At 48.5% G+C, this 13,800-nt stretch carries 15 protein-coding genes; 6 read left to right on the forward strand and 9 right to left on the reverse strand.

The window, feature by feature from the left end; genetic code table 11:
- The first annotated feature begins 30 nt into the window (after positions 1-30).
- From plsY to FZD51_RS18300, 4 genes are all read left to right on the forward strand, one after another.
- Positions 31-657 carry a glycerol-3-phosphate 1-O-acyltransferase PlsY gene (plsY, locus tag FZD51_RS18285; RefSeq protein ID WP_148976079.1) on the forward strand — a complete coding sequence of 209 codons (627 nt, stop codon included), beginning with the start codon at positions 31-33 and terminating at the stop codon, positions 655-657.
- Between the two features lie 195 nt (positions 658-852).
- The gene (locus FZD51_RS18290; RefSeq protein ID WP_148976080.1) at positions 853-2,100 is read left to right on the forward strand and encodes a dicarboxylate/amino acid:cation symporter; all 1,248 of its coding nucleotides are present in this window, start codon (positions 853-855) and stop codon (positions 2,098-2,100) included.
- A 71-nt stretch (positions 2,101-2,171) separates the two neighbouring features.
- Complete coding sequence (locus tag FZD51_RS18295) at positions 2,172-2,612, forward strand: NUDIX hydrolase (RefSeq protein WP_187445816.1); 441 nt, start codon at positions 2,172-2,174, stop codon at positions 2,610-2,612.
- A gap of 129 nt (positions 2,613-2,741) precedes the next feature.
- Positions 2,742-3,065, forward strand: a complete 324-nt coding sequence (locus FZD51_RS18300) for a hypothetical protein (RefSeq protein WP_148976082.1) — start codon at positions 2,742-2,744, stop codon at positions 3,063-3,065.
- Between the two features lie 43 nt (positions 3,066-3,108).
- On the opposite strand, the gene FZD51_RS18305 is transcribed toward FZD51_RS18300, so the two are convergent.
- The 6 genes from FZD51_RS18305 to FZD51_RS18330 all read right to left on the reverse strand — a co-directional run bounded on the left by FZD51_RS18305 (position 3,109) and on the right by FZD51_RS18330 (position 9,571).
- Positions 3,109-4,179, reverse strand: coding sequence for an NAD(P)H-dependent flavin oxidoreductase (locus FZD51_RS18305; protein ID WP_148976083.1), 1,071 nt, complete (start codon positions 4,177-4,179; stop codon positions 3,109-3,111).
- Positions 4,180-4,196: 17 nt separating this feature from the next.
- Positions 4,197-4,745, reverse strand: a complete 549-nt coding sequence (locus FZD51_RS18310) for a thioredoxin family protein (RefSeq protein WP_148976084.1) — start codon at positions 4,743-4,745, stop codon at positions 4,197-4,199.
- A gap of 206 nt (positions 4,746-4,951) precedes the next feature.
- Complete coding sequence (gatB, locus tag FZD51_RS18315; RefSeq protein ID WP_148976085.1) at positions 4,952-6,379, reverse strand: Asp-tRNA(Asn)/Glu-tRNA(Gln) amidotransferase subunit GatB; 1,428 nt, start codon at positions 6,377-6,379, stop codon at positions 4,952-4,954.
- Between the two features lie 13 nt (positions 6,380-6,392).
- Positions 6,393-7,850, reverse strand: a complete 1,458-nt coding sequence (gene gatA, locus FZD51_RS18320; RefSeq protein WP_148976086.1) for an Asp-tRNA(Asn)/Glu-tRNA(Gln) amidotransferase subunit GatA — start codon at positions 7,848-7,850, stop codon at positions 6,393-6,395.
- Positions 7,851-7,861: 11 nt separating this feature from the next.
- Positions 7,862-8,152: an Asp-tRNA(Asn)/Glu-tRNA(Gln) amidotransferase subunit GatC gene (gatC, locus tag FZD51_RS18325; RefSeq protein WP_148976087.1), complete on the reverse strand. Its 291-nt coding sequence runs from the start codon at positions 8,150-8,152 to the stop codon at positions 7,862-7,864.
- 159 nt (positions 8,153-8,311) lie between these two features.
- Positions 8,312-9,571 (reverse strand): MFS transporter, encoded by a 1,260-nt coding sequence (locus FZD51_RS18330; protein WP_148976088.1) that lies wholly within the window; start codon positions 9,569-9,571, stop codon positions 8,312-8,314.
- Positions 9,572-9,830: 259 nt separating this feature from the next.
- Here FZD51_RS18330 and FZD51_RS18335 point away from each other — a divergent pair, with 259 nt between their 5' ends.
- Positions 9,831-10,181 carry a cupin domain-containing protein gene (locus FZD51_RS18335; RefSeq protein ID WP_148976089.1) on the forward strand — a complete coding sequence of 117 codons (351 nt, stop codon included), beginning with the start codon at positions 9,831-9,833 and terminating at the stop codon, positions 10,179-10,181.
- Between the two features lie 18 nt (positions 10,182-10,199).
- Here FZD51_RS18335 and FZD51_RS18340 read toward each other — a convergent pair whose 3' ends face one another.
- Complete coding sequence (locus tag FZD51_RS18340) at positions 10,200-11,027, reverse strand: VanW family protein (RefSeq protein WP_148976090.1); 828 nt, start codon at positions 11,025-11,027, stop codon at positions 10,200-10,202.
- Between the two features lie 298 nt (positions 11,028-11,325).
- Between FZD51_RS18340 and FZD51_RS18345 the strand changes: the two genes are divergently transcribed.
- Positions 11,326-11,784 carry an NUDIX domain-containing protein gene (locus tag FZD51_RS18345; RefSeq protein WP_187445817.1) on the forward strand — a complete coding sequence of 153 codons (459 nt, stop codon included), beginning with the start codon at positions 11,326-11,328 and terminating at the stop codon, positions 11,782-11,784.
- A 75-nt stretch (positions 11,785-11,859) separates the two neighbouring features.
- On the opposite strand, the gene FZD51_RS18350 is transcribed toward FZD51_RS18345, so the two are convergent.
- Together FZD51_RS18350 and aceA are read right to left on the reverse strand one after the other, a co-directional pair.
- A complete protein-coding gene (locus FZD51_RS18350) occupies positions 11,860-12,306 on the reverse strand; it encodes a YueI family protein (protein ID WP_148976092.1) in 447 nt (148 codons plus the stop codon).
- 132 nt (positions 12,307-12,438) lie between these two features.
- Positions 12,439-13,722: an isocitrate lyase gene (aceA, locus tag FZD51_RS18355; RefSeq protein ID WP_148976093.1), complete on the reverse strand. Its 1,284-nt coding sequence runs from the start codon at positions 13,720-13,722 to the stop codon at positions 12,439-12,441.
- Between the last annotated feature and the right edge of the window lie 78 nt (positions 13,723-13,800).

Raw genomic sequence — 13,800 nt, forward strand, 5'->3', positions numbered from 1 at the left:
TTGCTGTAAGGCAGGCAGAAAGGAGGATTTATGAATTTTGCTATTCTTGCAGCCGCCTATTTGATCGGCTCGATTCCAACCGCCCTTCTGATTGGCAGGTGGCTGTTCCAAATCGACATACGCGAGCATGGCAGCAATAATCCAGGGGCGACCAACACCGTCCGTGTCCTTGGAAAGCGGGCCGGGATTGCCGTTCTTCTCATTGATGCCGGTAAAGGCGCGCTTGCAGCAGGTCTGCCCATCCTTCTTCATACTGATCTGGATCCGCTCTACACCGGCCTGATTGCGGTTGCGGGCCACTGCTTCCCTATTTTCGCAGGCTTCCGCGGAGGCAAAGCCATCGCAACAACCGCAGGGGTGCTGCTGGTTGCCAACGCCTGGATGTTCCTGGCAGCTTACCTGGCATTTGTCGGGGTCATCTATGCAACAAAATATGTATTTTTTGGCTCAATATCTGTCGGAATTGCCCTTTTCATTTTCTCTTTATTTCAGCCCGGATGGACCCATGAACTTATATTTTTCTTTTTTACAATCTTTCTGATCATCCTGCACCGTTCCAACATCTCAAACTTCCGCCAAAATAAAGAGCCAAAGATCAATGACAAGAATTTAAAGAATGACCGGATACCTGCGAAAAAAGGGCCGAAGCAGGCTTGAGAGCTGTGATGGCTCTCTTTTTTTATTGGTGTATAAACAAGCCGGGTCCGCCTTTTGAATGGCAGATCCTTTGAGTGAAAAAAATACCTGTTCATTTCCCAATCTGTCATATCCATTCCATTTCGGGTAGAATGGTAGAGGTTCACCCATATCAGATGGGCATCATATCATTTTTTTGCAGAAGGAGTTACCTAAATGAAGGAAAAATTAAAAGCATACCGCTTTCCCATTATCCTGTTTGCTTCAATTATCATTGGAAGCATCATCGGGTTTGTTTTCGGGGAAAAAGCGGAAGTTATCAAACCGCTTGGGGACTTATTCTTAAATCTCTTATTCATGCTAGTAGTACCGCTCGTCTTTTTCACAATCTCATCGGCTATTGCCAATATGAACAGCATGAAGCGGCTCGGAAAAATCATGGGCAGCATGATGGCTGTATTCATTGCTACAGGCATTATTGCCTCCATTGTAATGCTGGTTGCGGTAACAGCCTTCCCGCCGGCCCAGGGGACTGACATCCCTCTGACACAGCCGGAAAATACAGAAGAGCTGAGCCTGCCCGATCAGTTGGTCAAAACCTTTACTGTGCCTGACTTTATCGAGCTCTTCTCCCGCAAGAATATGCTCGCTTTAATAGTCTTTTCAGTCCTGGTTGGGGTGGCTTCAGGGCTTACTGGTGAAAAAGGACGCCCTTTCACAAAGTTTCTGGTCAGCGGTTCAGAAGTCTTTATGAGGCTGATCAATCTTGTCATGTATTATGCACCCATCGGTCTTGGTGCTTACTTCGCGTCATTGATAGGCGTATTCGGACCCGAACTGCTTGGCGATTATGCCCGGGCTGTCATCGTCTATTACCCTGCTGCCATTCTTTATTTCCTGATCGGCTTTACGCTTTATGCCTTTATTGCCGGGGGACGCAGAGGAGTGGCCCGCTTTTGGAAAAATATCTTTTCCCCTGCTGCCACCGCTCTTGCCACTGGAAGCAGCGTTGGCTCACTGCCTGTTAACCTGCAGGCTGCCAAACGAATCGGCGTGCCTAAAGATATTAGGGAAACCGTTCTTCCGCTCGGCGCAACCATTCATATGGATGGCTCCTGCCTGGCGGCCATATTGAAGATATCTTTTGTATTCGGCATTTTCAATATGGATTTCACCGGCCTGGACACCTTTTTAACGGCGATCGGCATCTCGCTGCTTGCAGGGACAGTCATGAGCGGTGTGCCAGGAGGAGGCTTTATTGGCGAGATGATGATCATCACACTTTACGGCCTGCCAATCGAGGCGCTTCCGATCATTTCAGCAATCGGCGTAGTGGTCGATCCGCCAGCCACTGCAGTCAATGTCACCGGAGATACTGTTTCCAGCATGCTTGTCACCAAACAGCTGGAGGGGAAAGACTGGATGGATAAACGCTTTGAAAAAGAAGAGGAAGCTATCATTTAACACCATGCCCCCTGAATGAAGGGGGCATTTCTCATGTTATAATGAACCAAAAAGTATACAGGAGGTATTCAATGGATTCTATCTTGATTGCAAGCACTGCCGTCCTGATGGACGGCCGCCTGCTCATGATTAAGGAACATAAAAATGAGGCTGGACCCACCTGGAATTTCCCCTCCGGCCATGTGGAGCCCGGGGAAGATATAATTGCGGCCGCCCGGCGGGAAACAAAAGAAGAAACAGGGCTGGATATTAAAATTGCGGAATCGGCAGGAATCTTCCAGTTTACCAGCAGGACAGGCCACCCTATTCTCCTTTTTCAATTTCTTGCTGAATTTGCCGGCGGATCTATCAAATTAGAAAATGGGATGCCAGAATATAAATGGTTGACAGCTCAGGAGATTCTCAGCATGGACGATAACGGGCTGCGGGAGCCCGGTGTAATCAAGCAAATAACCCGCTCTATACTGAAACAAAATTATATCCCTCTCTCTTTCTTTCATACTATCTCTTAAGTTTTACTTTTTTTGGAACTTTTTCTTTATTCAATCGTAAAAAAAGAAGCATGGGGGCAAGCCGGCCAACTTTGAAACACACATCCTCACATGCGCCGCTTCCTCTAATAATGGAAAGGAGATGAATTCATGAAACGTTTTGCCATCATCCTTGCTGCTTCCTTCACTATCCAGGCCCTGCTGCTTTTCTCCATTTGGCATTTCTTCTTTTCGGGTTACGGCCTGATTGATTTCTCATTCTTATTTTCCGCTCTGTGGTTTGCTTTCGTCTTGTTTTTTTCCAGCACAGGCGATGCTTGGACCAACAGAGTCATCGCCAGTTCATTCATGAACCACCGGGATACAGGGCACAGGGAAGCCAGAGAAATGTTCCACATCAGAGTCAATCCCCTGCTCGCATCCTCCCTGCTTATGCTTGCTGCTTCCCTTGGAATTTCGTTTTTGTTTTCTTGAAAAGAATACAAATAAAGCTTCCGCTGAAATGCGGAAGCTTTATTTATTTTTTGAGAAGACTGTCAGTGCCTGCTATCAGATCTTCCATCAGTCTGGCTGCAGGCAATTCCTTAGAAAGAGAAACCGCCTGGCCTGCCCATAATGACATATAATCCTTATTGGCGTCTTTTGCTGCTTTCCTGCGGATCGGTCCCGTCAGATCATTTTGAACAGGAAAAGGCAGAAGCTCGGCATCCATGTCTTTCATTTCACTGATAAATCTATTCTCCATTCCCCTGGCCAGTTTTCCGGAAAAAGCTTTTGTAAGGACTGTTTCTTCTCCCTTGCCTTCCAGCACAGCTTCCTTGTAGGCTGGATGGGCACCGCTTTCACTGCAGGGAAGAAAGGCAGTTCCCAGCTGGACCCCCTGGGCGCCCAGCATAAAGGCGGCTGCGATGCCCCTTGCATCCATGATGCCCCCGGCTGCTATGACGGGAATTTTAACCCGGTCTGCAACCTGTGGGATAAGGGCCATCGTTCCAATCAAGCCCCTCTCCTCACTATGAAATGTCCCCCTGTGGCCCCCTGCCTCACTGCCCTGGGCCACTACAAGATCTGCACCAGCCTCTTCCATTTCTTCTGCTTCCAGAACATTTGTAGCAGTTCCGATAATCACAGTGCCATTCCTATGAAGCTCGGAAACAGCTTCTCTCTCAGGAATGCCGAATGTAAAGCTGACAATAGGAACCCTAAGCCGCAGGACCGTTTCCAGCTGTTCGCCAAAGAGCTGCCGGCGATCTTTTTCTTTATAAGCTGCAGCAGTGCTGATTCCCGGCTCCTGTTGCAGCCCCTCCAGCTTCCGGTACATCCTTTGAAGCTTGTTCTCATCAACCAGAGGATCGGCAGGGAGAAACAGATTGACTCCATATGGCTCGGCAGTCAATTCCTTTACTTTTTTGATATCTCTTTCCATGTCTTCAGCAGACATATAGCCGGCTCCCATATTTCCCAGGCCGCCGCTGCCGGATACAGCTGCAATCAGTTCTGGAACAGTAATACCGCCAGCCATGGGTGCCTGGAGAATCGGATATTGGATGCCAAGCCTTTTTGCAGCTCCGCTCTTCGTCCACTCCAAATTCTTCACCTGCTTTGTTAAAGTTTAGCTATAATACTTGCTGCCACATCATGCCAGACCTGTTCATCTTCCTGGTATGCCGCTTTCATCTTTTTGAACATGTTGCCTTGCTTTTCTTTGAAATCTTCACTGTCAGCTGGCGGAAGCTGGGCCCGTTCCTTGTCGACAAAGCTCTGCACTGTTTCTGCCCGCGGCCCCCATACGGCCTTTTCCTGTCCGTCTCCATCGATAAAAATGAAAATAGGGATCGAACGGGCTGTCCCGTTAGTTAAATACTGATCCATCAGCTCAAGATTTTCATCCCGCAGAACGAACCTTGTCTCCATATCCGTCTCTCTTGCTATATGCATAAGGATCGGAATATTAAGCATCGCATCCCCGCACCAGTCTTCTGTCAGGACAATCACTTTCAACCCTTTTTCCTTCACAGGCACCAGCTTGGCCTTTTCCTCTTCTGTAAGAGAAAATTTGCTGTCTATGCTTTCCATCTCCTGCTTATTAACACTCATGCCTTCCACATATTCAGAGAAGGTCAGTCCCTTCGCATACCAGTCCTTCAATTCCATATAAAACACTTCCTTTTTTATCAATATTGATCAATCGGCTATTGCATCTCTTATTTATTCTCTGTGAATACAGTACAATCCTTTTTTTGCCGGACTTTGCCGCATTTCATCCTTTCCTGGGAAATAAAGAGGAAGTTTGTCTAAATGGGCCAGCAAATTTCCCCATAATAAATAGAAACCGCTGGAATTCCCCAGCGGCTTATTTTCTATCGTTTTGTTATTTCCTGCATCAGCAGCTTGTTGATCATCTGTGGATTAGCCTGTCCCTTGGAGGCCTTCATGATCTGCCCGACCAGGAACCCGGTTGCTTTTTGTTTGCCTGCCTTAAAGTCTTCGATCGATTGCGGATTTGCATCAAGTGCATCTGTCACATATTGAAGGAGCGCTCCTTCGTCAGAAATCTGGACGAGACCCTTCTCCTTGACGATGGCTTCCGCGGTCCCGCCATTTTCGATGAGCTCCTTGAAGACCTTTTTAGCGATTTTGCTGGAGATTGTCCCGTTTTCAATCAGCTTGATCATCCCGGCCAGGTTCTTCGGTGTCAGCTTTACATCAGCCAGCTCTTTCTGCTCAGCATTCAAGTAGGCAGACACTTCACCCATCAGCCAGTTTGATGCCTGCTTGGCGTCCGCTCCTGCTTCGACCGCTGCCTCGAAGAAGTCAGCTGTCTCCTTTGTTACCGTCAGGACTGCAGCATCATAAGCAGGGAGGCCCAGCTCTTCTGCATAACGCTTCTGCCTCGCGTCCGGCAGCTCCGGAATCCCGGCGCGGATCCGGTCCTTCCACTCCTGGTCAATGTAAATGTCCGTCAGATCAGGTTCAGGGAAATAGCGGTAATCATCAGAGCCCTCTTTTACACGCATAAGCAGGGTCGTATTAGTAGACTCATCATAGCGGCGGGTTTCCTGCTGGATCGTACCTCCGGCAAGAAGCACCTCCTCCTGGCGCTTTGCTTCATACTCAATCCCTTTTCTGACAAAGTTGAAAGAGTTCAGGTTTTTCAGCTCGGTCTTGGTGCCGAATTCCTCCTGGCCAACTGGCCTGATGGAAATATTCGCATCACATCTGAGCGATCCTTCTTCCATTTTACAATCAGAAACACCCGTATATTGGATGATGCTTTTCAGTTTTTCGAGATAAGCATAGGCTTCATTGGCTGTCCTGATATCAGGCTCTGACACGATTTCGATCAGCGGGGTTCCCTGGCGGTTGTAATCGCAGAGGGAATAGCCTTTTTCATGATTCAGCTTGCCGGCATCCTCCTCCAGATGGATCCGGGTGATGCCAATTTTTTTCTTATATCCGTCCACTTCGATTTCAATCCAGCCATGTTCACCGATCGGCTTATCAAATTGTGAGATCTGATAGGCCTTTGGATTATCCGGATAAAAATAGTTTTTGCGGTCGAATTTCGTTACATCGGCAATTTGGCAGTTCAGCGCCATGCTCGCTTTCATCCCGTAATCGACCACTTTCCGGTTAAGCACCGGCAGCACACCGGGATAGCCGAGTTCCACAACGCTTGTGTTTGTATTGGGTTCCGCCCCGAAATGGTTCGGGCTCGCGGAAAAGATTTTCGAATCTGTTTTTAATTCAACATGGACCTCAAGTCCAATAACCGTTTCATAGTTCATGTCTGTTTCCCCCTTACAATCCCGGCTTTTGCTTATGGAAGTCAGTTGCCTGCTCAAAGGCATGGGCTGTTTTGTAGATCGTGCTCTCGTCGAAATACTTGCCGATGATCTGCAGTCCGAGCGGCATGCCATTCGAATATCCGCACGGAACCGAAATGGCAGGCGTACCGGCCAGGTTAACAGGGATAGTTAATATATCATTGGCATACATAGTCAGCGGATCGTCTATATTCTCCCCGATATTGAATGCCGGAGTCGGCGCTGTAGGCCCGATGATGACATCATAAGATTGAAATACCTCTTCAAAGTCCTTTTTAATCAAAGTGCGGACCTTTTGTGCTTTTTTATAATAAGCATCATAATAGCCTGAGCTTAAGGCGAAGGTTCCGAGCATGATCCTTCTTTTCACCTCATCGCCGAAGCCCTGGGCGCGCGACTTTTTGTAGAGCTCCATCAATGTTTCCGCATCCGGAGAGCGGTAGCCGTATCTGACACCGTCAAAGCGGGCAAGATTGGCGGACGCTTCTGATGATGAAAGCAGATAATAGGCAGCCAGAACATACTTGGAATGCGGGAGGGATACTTCCTCCCATACAGCTCCAAGATTCTCCAGCACCTTAAGCGCATCGAGGACAGACTGGCGGACTTCTTCATCCACACCTTCAGCAAGGTACTCTTTTGGCACAGCGATTCGCAGACCCTTCACATCTCCGGTCAGGGCGCTGGCGTAATGATCGACAGGAACATCTGCTGAGGTAGAATCATTCGGGTCCAGCCCGGAAATCGCCTGAAGAAGGTAAGCATTATCTTCAACATTCCTGGTTATTGGGCCGATCTGATCAAGGGATGAGGCAAACGCAACAAGACCGAACCGGGAAACACGACCATAGGTAGGTTTTAACCCAACCACTCCGCAGTAGGAAGCAGGCTGTCTGATGGATCCCCCTGTATCTGACCCAAGGGCAAAAGGCACTTCTCCTGCTGCGACCGCTGCAGCCGAGCCGCCTGAAGAGCCGCCTGGCACTTTCTCAAGATTCCATGGATTGCGGACATTTCCGAATCCTGAGTTCTCGTTTGAGGAACCCATCGCGAATTCATCCATATTCAGTTTTCCAATCGTGATGGTTTCGGCATTATGTAAATGATTCATAACAGTCGCATTATAGATCGGGTCGAAATCTTCGAGGATCTTGCTGGCACTGGTGGTTCTCAGCCCTTTTGTGACAATATTATCTTTAATTCCGATCGGCATGCCAAAAAGGAGGCCCTTCGACTCTTCCGTGCCCAGCTTTTCGTCTAAGTGCTTTGCCTGCCGCCGTGCTTCTTCTTCATTCAAGGTCAGGAATGCCCCCACCTGGCTGTCTACTTCCCCAATCCGTTTAAAAGACTGCTCAACCAGATCAGTTACGGAAATTTCTTTTTTATGTAAAAGTTCATGGAGCTCTGAAACTTTATGATCAAACAAACTCATTTGTCTTCCCCCTATTCCAGTATGGATGGCACCTTGATTTGCCCATCCTGGTGGTCCGGCGCGTTTTTCAGCACTTCCTCCTGCGGCAGCCCTTTTTTCGCGATATCTTCCCGGAATACATTCTTGATATCCAGTACATGGGAAGTCGGCTCAACCTTCTCTGTATCCAGTTCATTAAGCTGCTCCGCAAAAGAAAGCATTTTTTCAAGCTCTTTTTGCATCCGCGCTGCTTCCTCATCCGATATCTCCAGACGTGCCAGGTGGGCTACATGCCTGACCTGATCTTCTGATATTCTAGACATCTCTGTCACCTCCAAATATTTTAAAAATGCTATAAGTATAGATAGAATCATATCAGACTCCAGCGCTTTAAAGCAATTGCCGAAAGTGGGGGAAAATATGAGGCGGCAGTGAAAAGCTAAGGCGCCTCGATATCCCGGACGCCTTTACCATTGTTCTAATTATTGCATTCGTCCGGTTTTATCCTGTATCTTCCTGTCCGGATGACTTGGACACTCTGCACTGTTCGCATAGCGGCCGGCCATCCATAGGAAAATCAGGACCGGTACAGTAAGCAGACCGGTTGCAAATAATCCGGCCTGGACGGAAATCGAAAACGCGATCCAGCCAACAAGCGGCCCTCCTGCAATCTGTCCGATGGCATCAAGCTGTCCGAAAAGCGAAAGCATGGTGGCCCTTCCCTTCGGCTCCAGCTTTTGATTAAGCCAGATGCTGTAAAGCGGGCTGTTAAGGCCTCTCAGTGTAAAACTGATCCAATAAGAGGCAAGGGCAAGCCAAATCTCCCCGCTAAGCGCAAAAATCAGTGTGCTGGCCGTGAGAGCCCCGTTCACGAAGAGCAGCAGGCGGACATATGTCTGCTCCCCATCCCCATTCAGCCTTCTGCTGATCCACTCGACCACCCCAATGTTCAGGAGCAATGCAATTCCATTGATCAATCCGAACCAGAGAACTGCAGAGCTCCCGGCAAGCTGAATATCACCCAGAAAATGGGCAGCCCACAGCCGGTCGAAACCTTCGCTTGCGAGCCCCCACATAAGGGCAATGCCTGCCATGCCGGCAAGAACCGGATGGCCCTTCACTGTCCTGTATCCTTTGTGTATGGCCCCGGCAAGCTGCCGAAGCTGGGATGATTCTTCACGCTCCAGCTTTTCAAACCGTTCTTCAGGCATCCGGAACCAGAGCCAGACAGCCAATATAATGAAAGAACCGCCCGCAATCAGAATCGCTGCCTGAACAGAAAAGAGCATGGATATAATCACACTTGCCATGATGCCGGCAATTTTGCCGATATTGGCAATCTGAGATCCTTTTAGAAAAAGCTTATCCAGACCTTTCCCTTCCACTTCGTCGGCAATCCACGCTTCTTCAGCACCGCTGAGAAACGTGTAGCCAAGGCCCCAGACAGCATAAGCTGATGCGATTCCCCAGAATGCTGGCACCGACCCTTCCAGAAGATGGGCCAGTCCGAGCAGGATCGTTCCGATGATGACGGATTTCTTCCTGCTGACATGATCGGCTATGACTCCTGTCGGCACCTCAAACAGCACAATGGACAATTCCATAATTGTCCCGATCAGGACAAGCTGGAGCGGGTTCAGCCCAGCATCCACAACAAAATAAATCGCATTTACGGTAAAAATGACTTGAAATAAAAACGCCCGAATTCCCGTGAGCCTATAATATACTTTTTTTGCCTCCATCGCCCTTCCTCCGCTTCTCCTTCTTCATAAAAACTAAGAAAGTCTGAAACGGAGATCCCGTGACAAGCTCCCCGTCCCAGACTAGGAAACAAGCACCTCGATTGTCATATTGAACTCCTCCTTGCATGCTGGCATCTGCTGCCTGATAAAACTATTTTACGGGCTGAATCTATTCAGTCACACCCGTTTTTTTATAATTTATGCTATTCTATTTTTTCAGTTATAATATAAGCTGAATCCATTTAAGGAGAGGTTTTAGATGAAGCTATTTCGATTTGATTCAGCCGGCAAAGAGGTTGCAAAATTTGGCAGCCTGAACAGCTATTATACTCTTTTATCCAGGGAAATCACGGTTACGGTAGGCTGCATGCATCTGAAGGAGGACAGCGTCCTTGGCATGCATCCTGCTGTCTGTCCGAAGCTTTTCCTGATTGTCTCCGGTGAGGGCTGGGTTAGAAGTGCGGATGGGGAACGAATAGCAGTAAATCCAGGAACGGCTATTTTCTGGGAAGATGGGGAAGAACATGAATCCGGCTCTGCTCTTGGAATGACCGCCGTTATTATTGAAGGCCCCGGACTTGAGCCTTCTTCCAAGCTCCAGCCTCTCTGAATAAGAAAGCCCGCTCTGTTATTTTGAGCGGGCTGTTCCTTCGAGCAGAGGCTCGTACATCATAATGGCATGGTTCTCTGTTACATATTCGTCGTCATACAGCTTCCCCTGCCGGTTATAGGACCTGCGGAAGATTTCATTATGGCGGACATATCCGCCCCAGTATGCAGGGGTGATGGCATGGCTCCTTTCATACACCTCATACGTGTATAAAGGCTCTGAAACTGTCCGCCACTCGCCGCATAAATTGGCATCTGTCAGATAAAGGATCAGCTGATAAGGCTCTTCAGTATGATTGGTTATTTGCAGGTCGAGATAATTATAGGCACAGGTCGCCCCGCTCCCAAACGGCTGGGTGCGGTTTGAGTCCGGGAATACATCATAGCTGTGGCGGTGCCTTTCTGTCACTGTCAGCGGGGTATGGAGAGTCATCCAATAAATCAGATTGGAAAGCTGGCAGAGACCTCCCCCCGTTTCCATCTTAAAGCTGCCGCAATGAAGAATCATGCCGGGCTGGTATCCTTTTCTGGCAGTCGGCCTGCCTATAAGCTTCCAGTAGCTGAGTGTTTCCCCGGGATAAATGACGATCGAGTTCAGACGCTCAACCGCAATTTCCAGGTTTTTGATTTTATTATATTGATAGGCCATGTCTACGTCCTTCAGCTTTCTTAGAAGGGGGGTCTGGTGCCTGAATACCGGATACGGCAGAGCAGCTGCTTCTTTTTTGCCGCTGTATGTACGGGCTTCTGCCAGCCAGCGGCCATATCTTTTCCAGGTGTAAAACCAAGTGCCGGCTCTAATTCTTAAATCTGAACGTTTTTTGGGGCGCAAATCGGCAATTTTCATCCATGACACCTCGCTTAAAAATAAATAAGGGAAAAATGGTTTAGTTCGTCAAAAGGACATGCATCCTATTTCATGGAATGGAAACATTCAGATTCTATTTTTCTGTTAATAAGTAAAAGTTCAGGAGCCTCTGTTTATTGGAGTGGAAGGCACGTAGACTCCTGTGGGAAAGTAGCGGCAATGCTGAGACCCCGCAGCGCGCAGCGTGAGGAGGCTCAGCGTCGCCCCGCGGAAAGCGAAGTGCCTGGAACGGAAATGAACAGACCCCATATGAATGCTATCCCAAGGAGGATATAAAATGATCAGAACTGCTTCAAAAGCAATCATTATCCAGAATGGCTGCCTGCTTGCCATCAAGATGCATGACAGCGGGGAGGATTTCTATGTCCTTCCGGGGGGCGGCCAGGAAAACGGTGAAAATCTGCACCAAAATCTGAGGCGCGAATGCCTGGAAGAAATCGGCGTACTTGTCGAGATTGGCAGCCTGCTGTTTGTACGTGATTATATCGGCAGCAATCATGGCTATGAACCTCACGCGGGACAGCATCAAGTAGAATTCTTTTTTGCCTGCAGCATCCAGGACGGAGGCTCTCCGGCATCAGGAAGCATCCCGGATAAAAATCAGGTTGGAATTGCATGGCTTCCCCTAAAAGAATTGGCAGACTGTCCTTTATTTCCTGCCCCCATCAGGGAACTGATCATCAGGCATGCAGATGGGGAAACAGGGCTGCCTGTTTATATGGGGGATGTCAATTGACTGAAGAAATAGAGTTATGGAAAATACATCTTAATTTTAACATAAAATGCTGAGGACCATTGGCCTCAGCATTCTCTAATTGCCTTTGAAAAGTTTCTTCAAAAAACCAGCCACTCCCTTTTTTGCCTTTTTCTCAGGAGCTTCCTTTCCAGCCTTATCACTGCTGATATAAATTTCTTCCTTATCTATCGCATGATCATAAGCAAGGACAAGGCCGATTTCCGTATTATGCTCTTTGTTTGTGACAATGGTGTATTCGACTCCGAATTGTGACGCGAGCTTAATATACTTGGACAGGTAAGAGTAATTCATGTTTCCGTTTAAGTATAGATGGGCAGACGGGTTCTCCTTCAGCGCAACTTCCGCCTCAAGGAGGGTCCCTTCTCTTCTGACCTGGGGCTGGGTGAGTGCAATCACAATCCGCTCCCTGATCGTTCCGAGGAATTTTCTTCGTTCATCCGGTTTTGTCTGCTTCTGCCCATACATTCCCTGCTTCACGTAATCATCCACATTTTGGGGCATCTCCGCACCTCCTCTAGTATCAGCCTACTATTATGTATGTAAATTTGTCTAAGATTGTGATGCTTCTCCTTTTACTATTCCTTTTCCCGGATAAAAAAAACCCTCCTTTGGCCAAGGAGGGAAATCAAAATGCTATTGGGACACCGTAAACTGATCTTCCTCAGTCGAACCCTTTAGCGCAGTGGTGGAGGATGTGCCTCCGGAAACAACCATGGAAACCTGGTCAAAATAGCCTGTGCCCACCTCGCGCTGATGGCGGGTCGCCGTATAGCCAAATTCCTCGCTGGCGAATTCTCTTTGCTGCAGCTCGGAATAGGCAGCCATCCCCCTGTCTTTATAGCCTCGTGCCAGTTCAAACATGCTATGGTTCAAAGCATGGAATCCTGCCAGTGTGACAAACTGGAATTTATAGCCCATCCTGCCGAGCTCTTTCTGGAATTTCGCTATTGTTTCATCATCCAGCTTTTTCTTCCAGTTAAATGAAGGCGAGCAGTTGTAGGCAAGCAATTTTCCCGGGAACCTTTCATGGATGGCTTCTGCAAACCTTCTTGCCTCCTCCAGGTCCGGTTCGGATGTTTCACACCAGATCAAGTCAGCGTAAGGGGCATAAGCTAGCCCGCGTGCGATGGCCTGATCAAGCCCTGCCCTGGTCCTGAAAAAGCCTTCCGGCGTCCTCTCACCCATGATGAACGGATGATCACATGGATCGACATCACTAGTGATCAAATCAGCCGCATTGGCATCTGTCCGTGCTACCAGCACAGTCGGGACATCCATTACATCTGCCGCCAGCCTGGCAGCGATCAGATTTTTTACGGCTGTCTGTGTCGGAAGGAGCACCTTTCCGCCAAGATGGCCGCATTTCTTTTCGGAGGAAAGCTGGTCTTCAAAATGGACACCCGCCGCTCCTGCTTCAATCATCCCTTTCATCAGCTCAAACACATTCAGCTGTCCCCCAAACCCGGCTTCTGCGTCTGCCACAATCGGGGCAAACCAGTCAATGGAATGATCACCTTCGCTGTGAGTGATCTGATCAGCCCGCTGCAGCGCCTGATTGATCCGTTTGACCACCTGAGGAACACTGTTGGCAGGATACAGGCTTTGGTCAGGGTACATATGGCCGGAAAGATTGGCATCTGCCGCCACCTGCCAGCCGCTCAAATAAATCGCCTTCAGCCCGGCCTTTACCTGCTGGACCGCCTGATTGCCTGTCAGTGCTCCCAGTGCATTCACAAAATCTTCCTCATGGACCAGCTTCCACAGCTTATCGGCGCCCCTTCTGGCCAATGTGTGCTCAATTTGAACCGTCCCCCGCAGCTTTAAAACATCCTCTGCAGAATAAGGACGCTCAATTCCCTTCCACCGATCCTCCATTTCCCACTTCTCCTGAATTGCTGATGCTGTGTTAGTAACCATTCCAACTCCTCCTTTATGTTATAATACAGATAATTATTTACATTTTGTATTATATAACAGAGGGGAAAGAATTGAAAA

The organism is Bacillus infantis, from assembly GCF_008180445.1.
Classification (GTDB): Bacteria; Bacillota; Bacilli; order Bacillales; family Cytobacillaceae; genus Bacillus_AB; species Bacillus_AB infantis_B.

Bases quoted from the DNA above. Each gene is read 5' to 3' on its own strand.
- FZD51_RS18340 (WP_148976090.1), bottom strand. From the start codon at position 11,027: ATGAAAATTGCCGATTTGCGCCCCAAAAAACGTTCAGATTTAAGAATT.
- FZD51_RS18350 (WP_148976092.1), bottom strand. From the start codon at position 12,306: ATGCCCCAAAATGTGGATGATTACGTGAAGCAGGGAATGTATGGGCAG.
- FZD51_RS18295 (WP_187445816.1), top strand. From the start codon at position 2,172: ATGGATTCTATCTTGATTGCAAGCACTGCCGTCCTGATGGACGGCCGC.
- FZD51_RS18335 (WP_148976089.1), top strand. From the start codon at position 9,831: ATGAAGCTATTTCGATTTGATTCAGCCGGCAAAGAGGTTGCAAAATTT.
- FZD51_RS18300 (WP_148976082.1), top strand. From the start codon at position 2,742: ATGAAACGTTTTGCCATCATCCTTGCTGCTTCCTTCACTATCCAGGCC.
- plsY (WP_148976079.1), top strand. From the start codon at position 31: ATGAATTTTGCTATTCTTGCAGCCGCCTATTTGATCGGCTCGATTCCA.
- gatB (WP_148976085.1), bottom strand. From the start codon at position 6,379: ATGAACTATGAAACGGTTATTGGACTTGAGGTCCATGTTGAATTAAAA.
- FZD51_RS18345 (WP_187445817.1), top strand. From the start codon at position 11,326: ATGATCAGAACTGCTTCAAAAGCAATCATTATCCAGAATGGCTGCCTG.
- FZD51_RS18310 (WP_148976084.1), bottom strand. From the start codon at position 4,745: ATGGAATTGAAGGACTGGTATGCGAAGGGACTGACCTTCTCTGAATAT.
- gatA (WP_148976086.1), bottom strand. From the start codon at position 7,850: ATGAGTTTGTTTGATCATAAAGTTTCAGAGCTCCATGAACTTTTACAT.
- FZD51_RS18330 (WP_148976088.1), bottom strand. From the start codon at position 9,571: ATGGAGGCAAAAAAAGTATATTATAGGCTCACGGGAATTCGGGCGTTT.
- FZD51_RS18290 (WP_148976080.1), top strand. From the start codon at position 853: ATGAAGGAAAAATTAAAAGCATACCGCTTTCCCATTATCCTGTTTGCT.
- gatC (WP_148976087.1), bottom strand. From the start codon at position 8,152: ATGTCTAGAATATCAGAAGATCAGGTCAGGCATGTAGCCCACCTGGCA.
- aceA (WP_148976093.1), bottom strand. From the start codon at position 13,722: ATGGTTACTAACACAGCATCAGCAATTCAGGAGAAGTGGGAAATGGAG.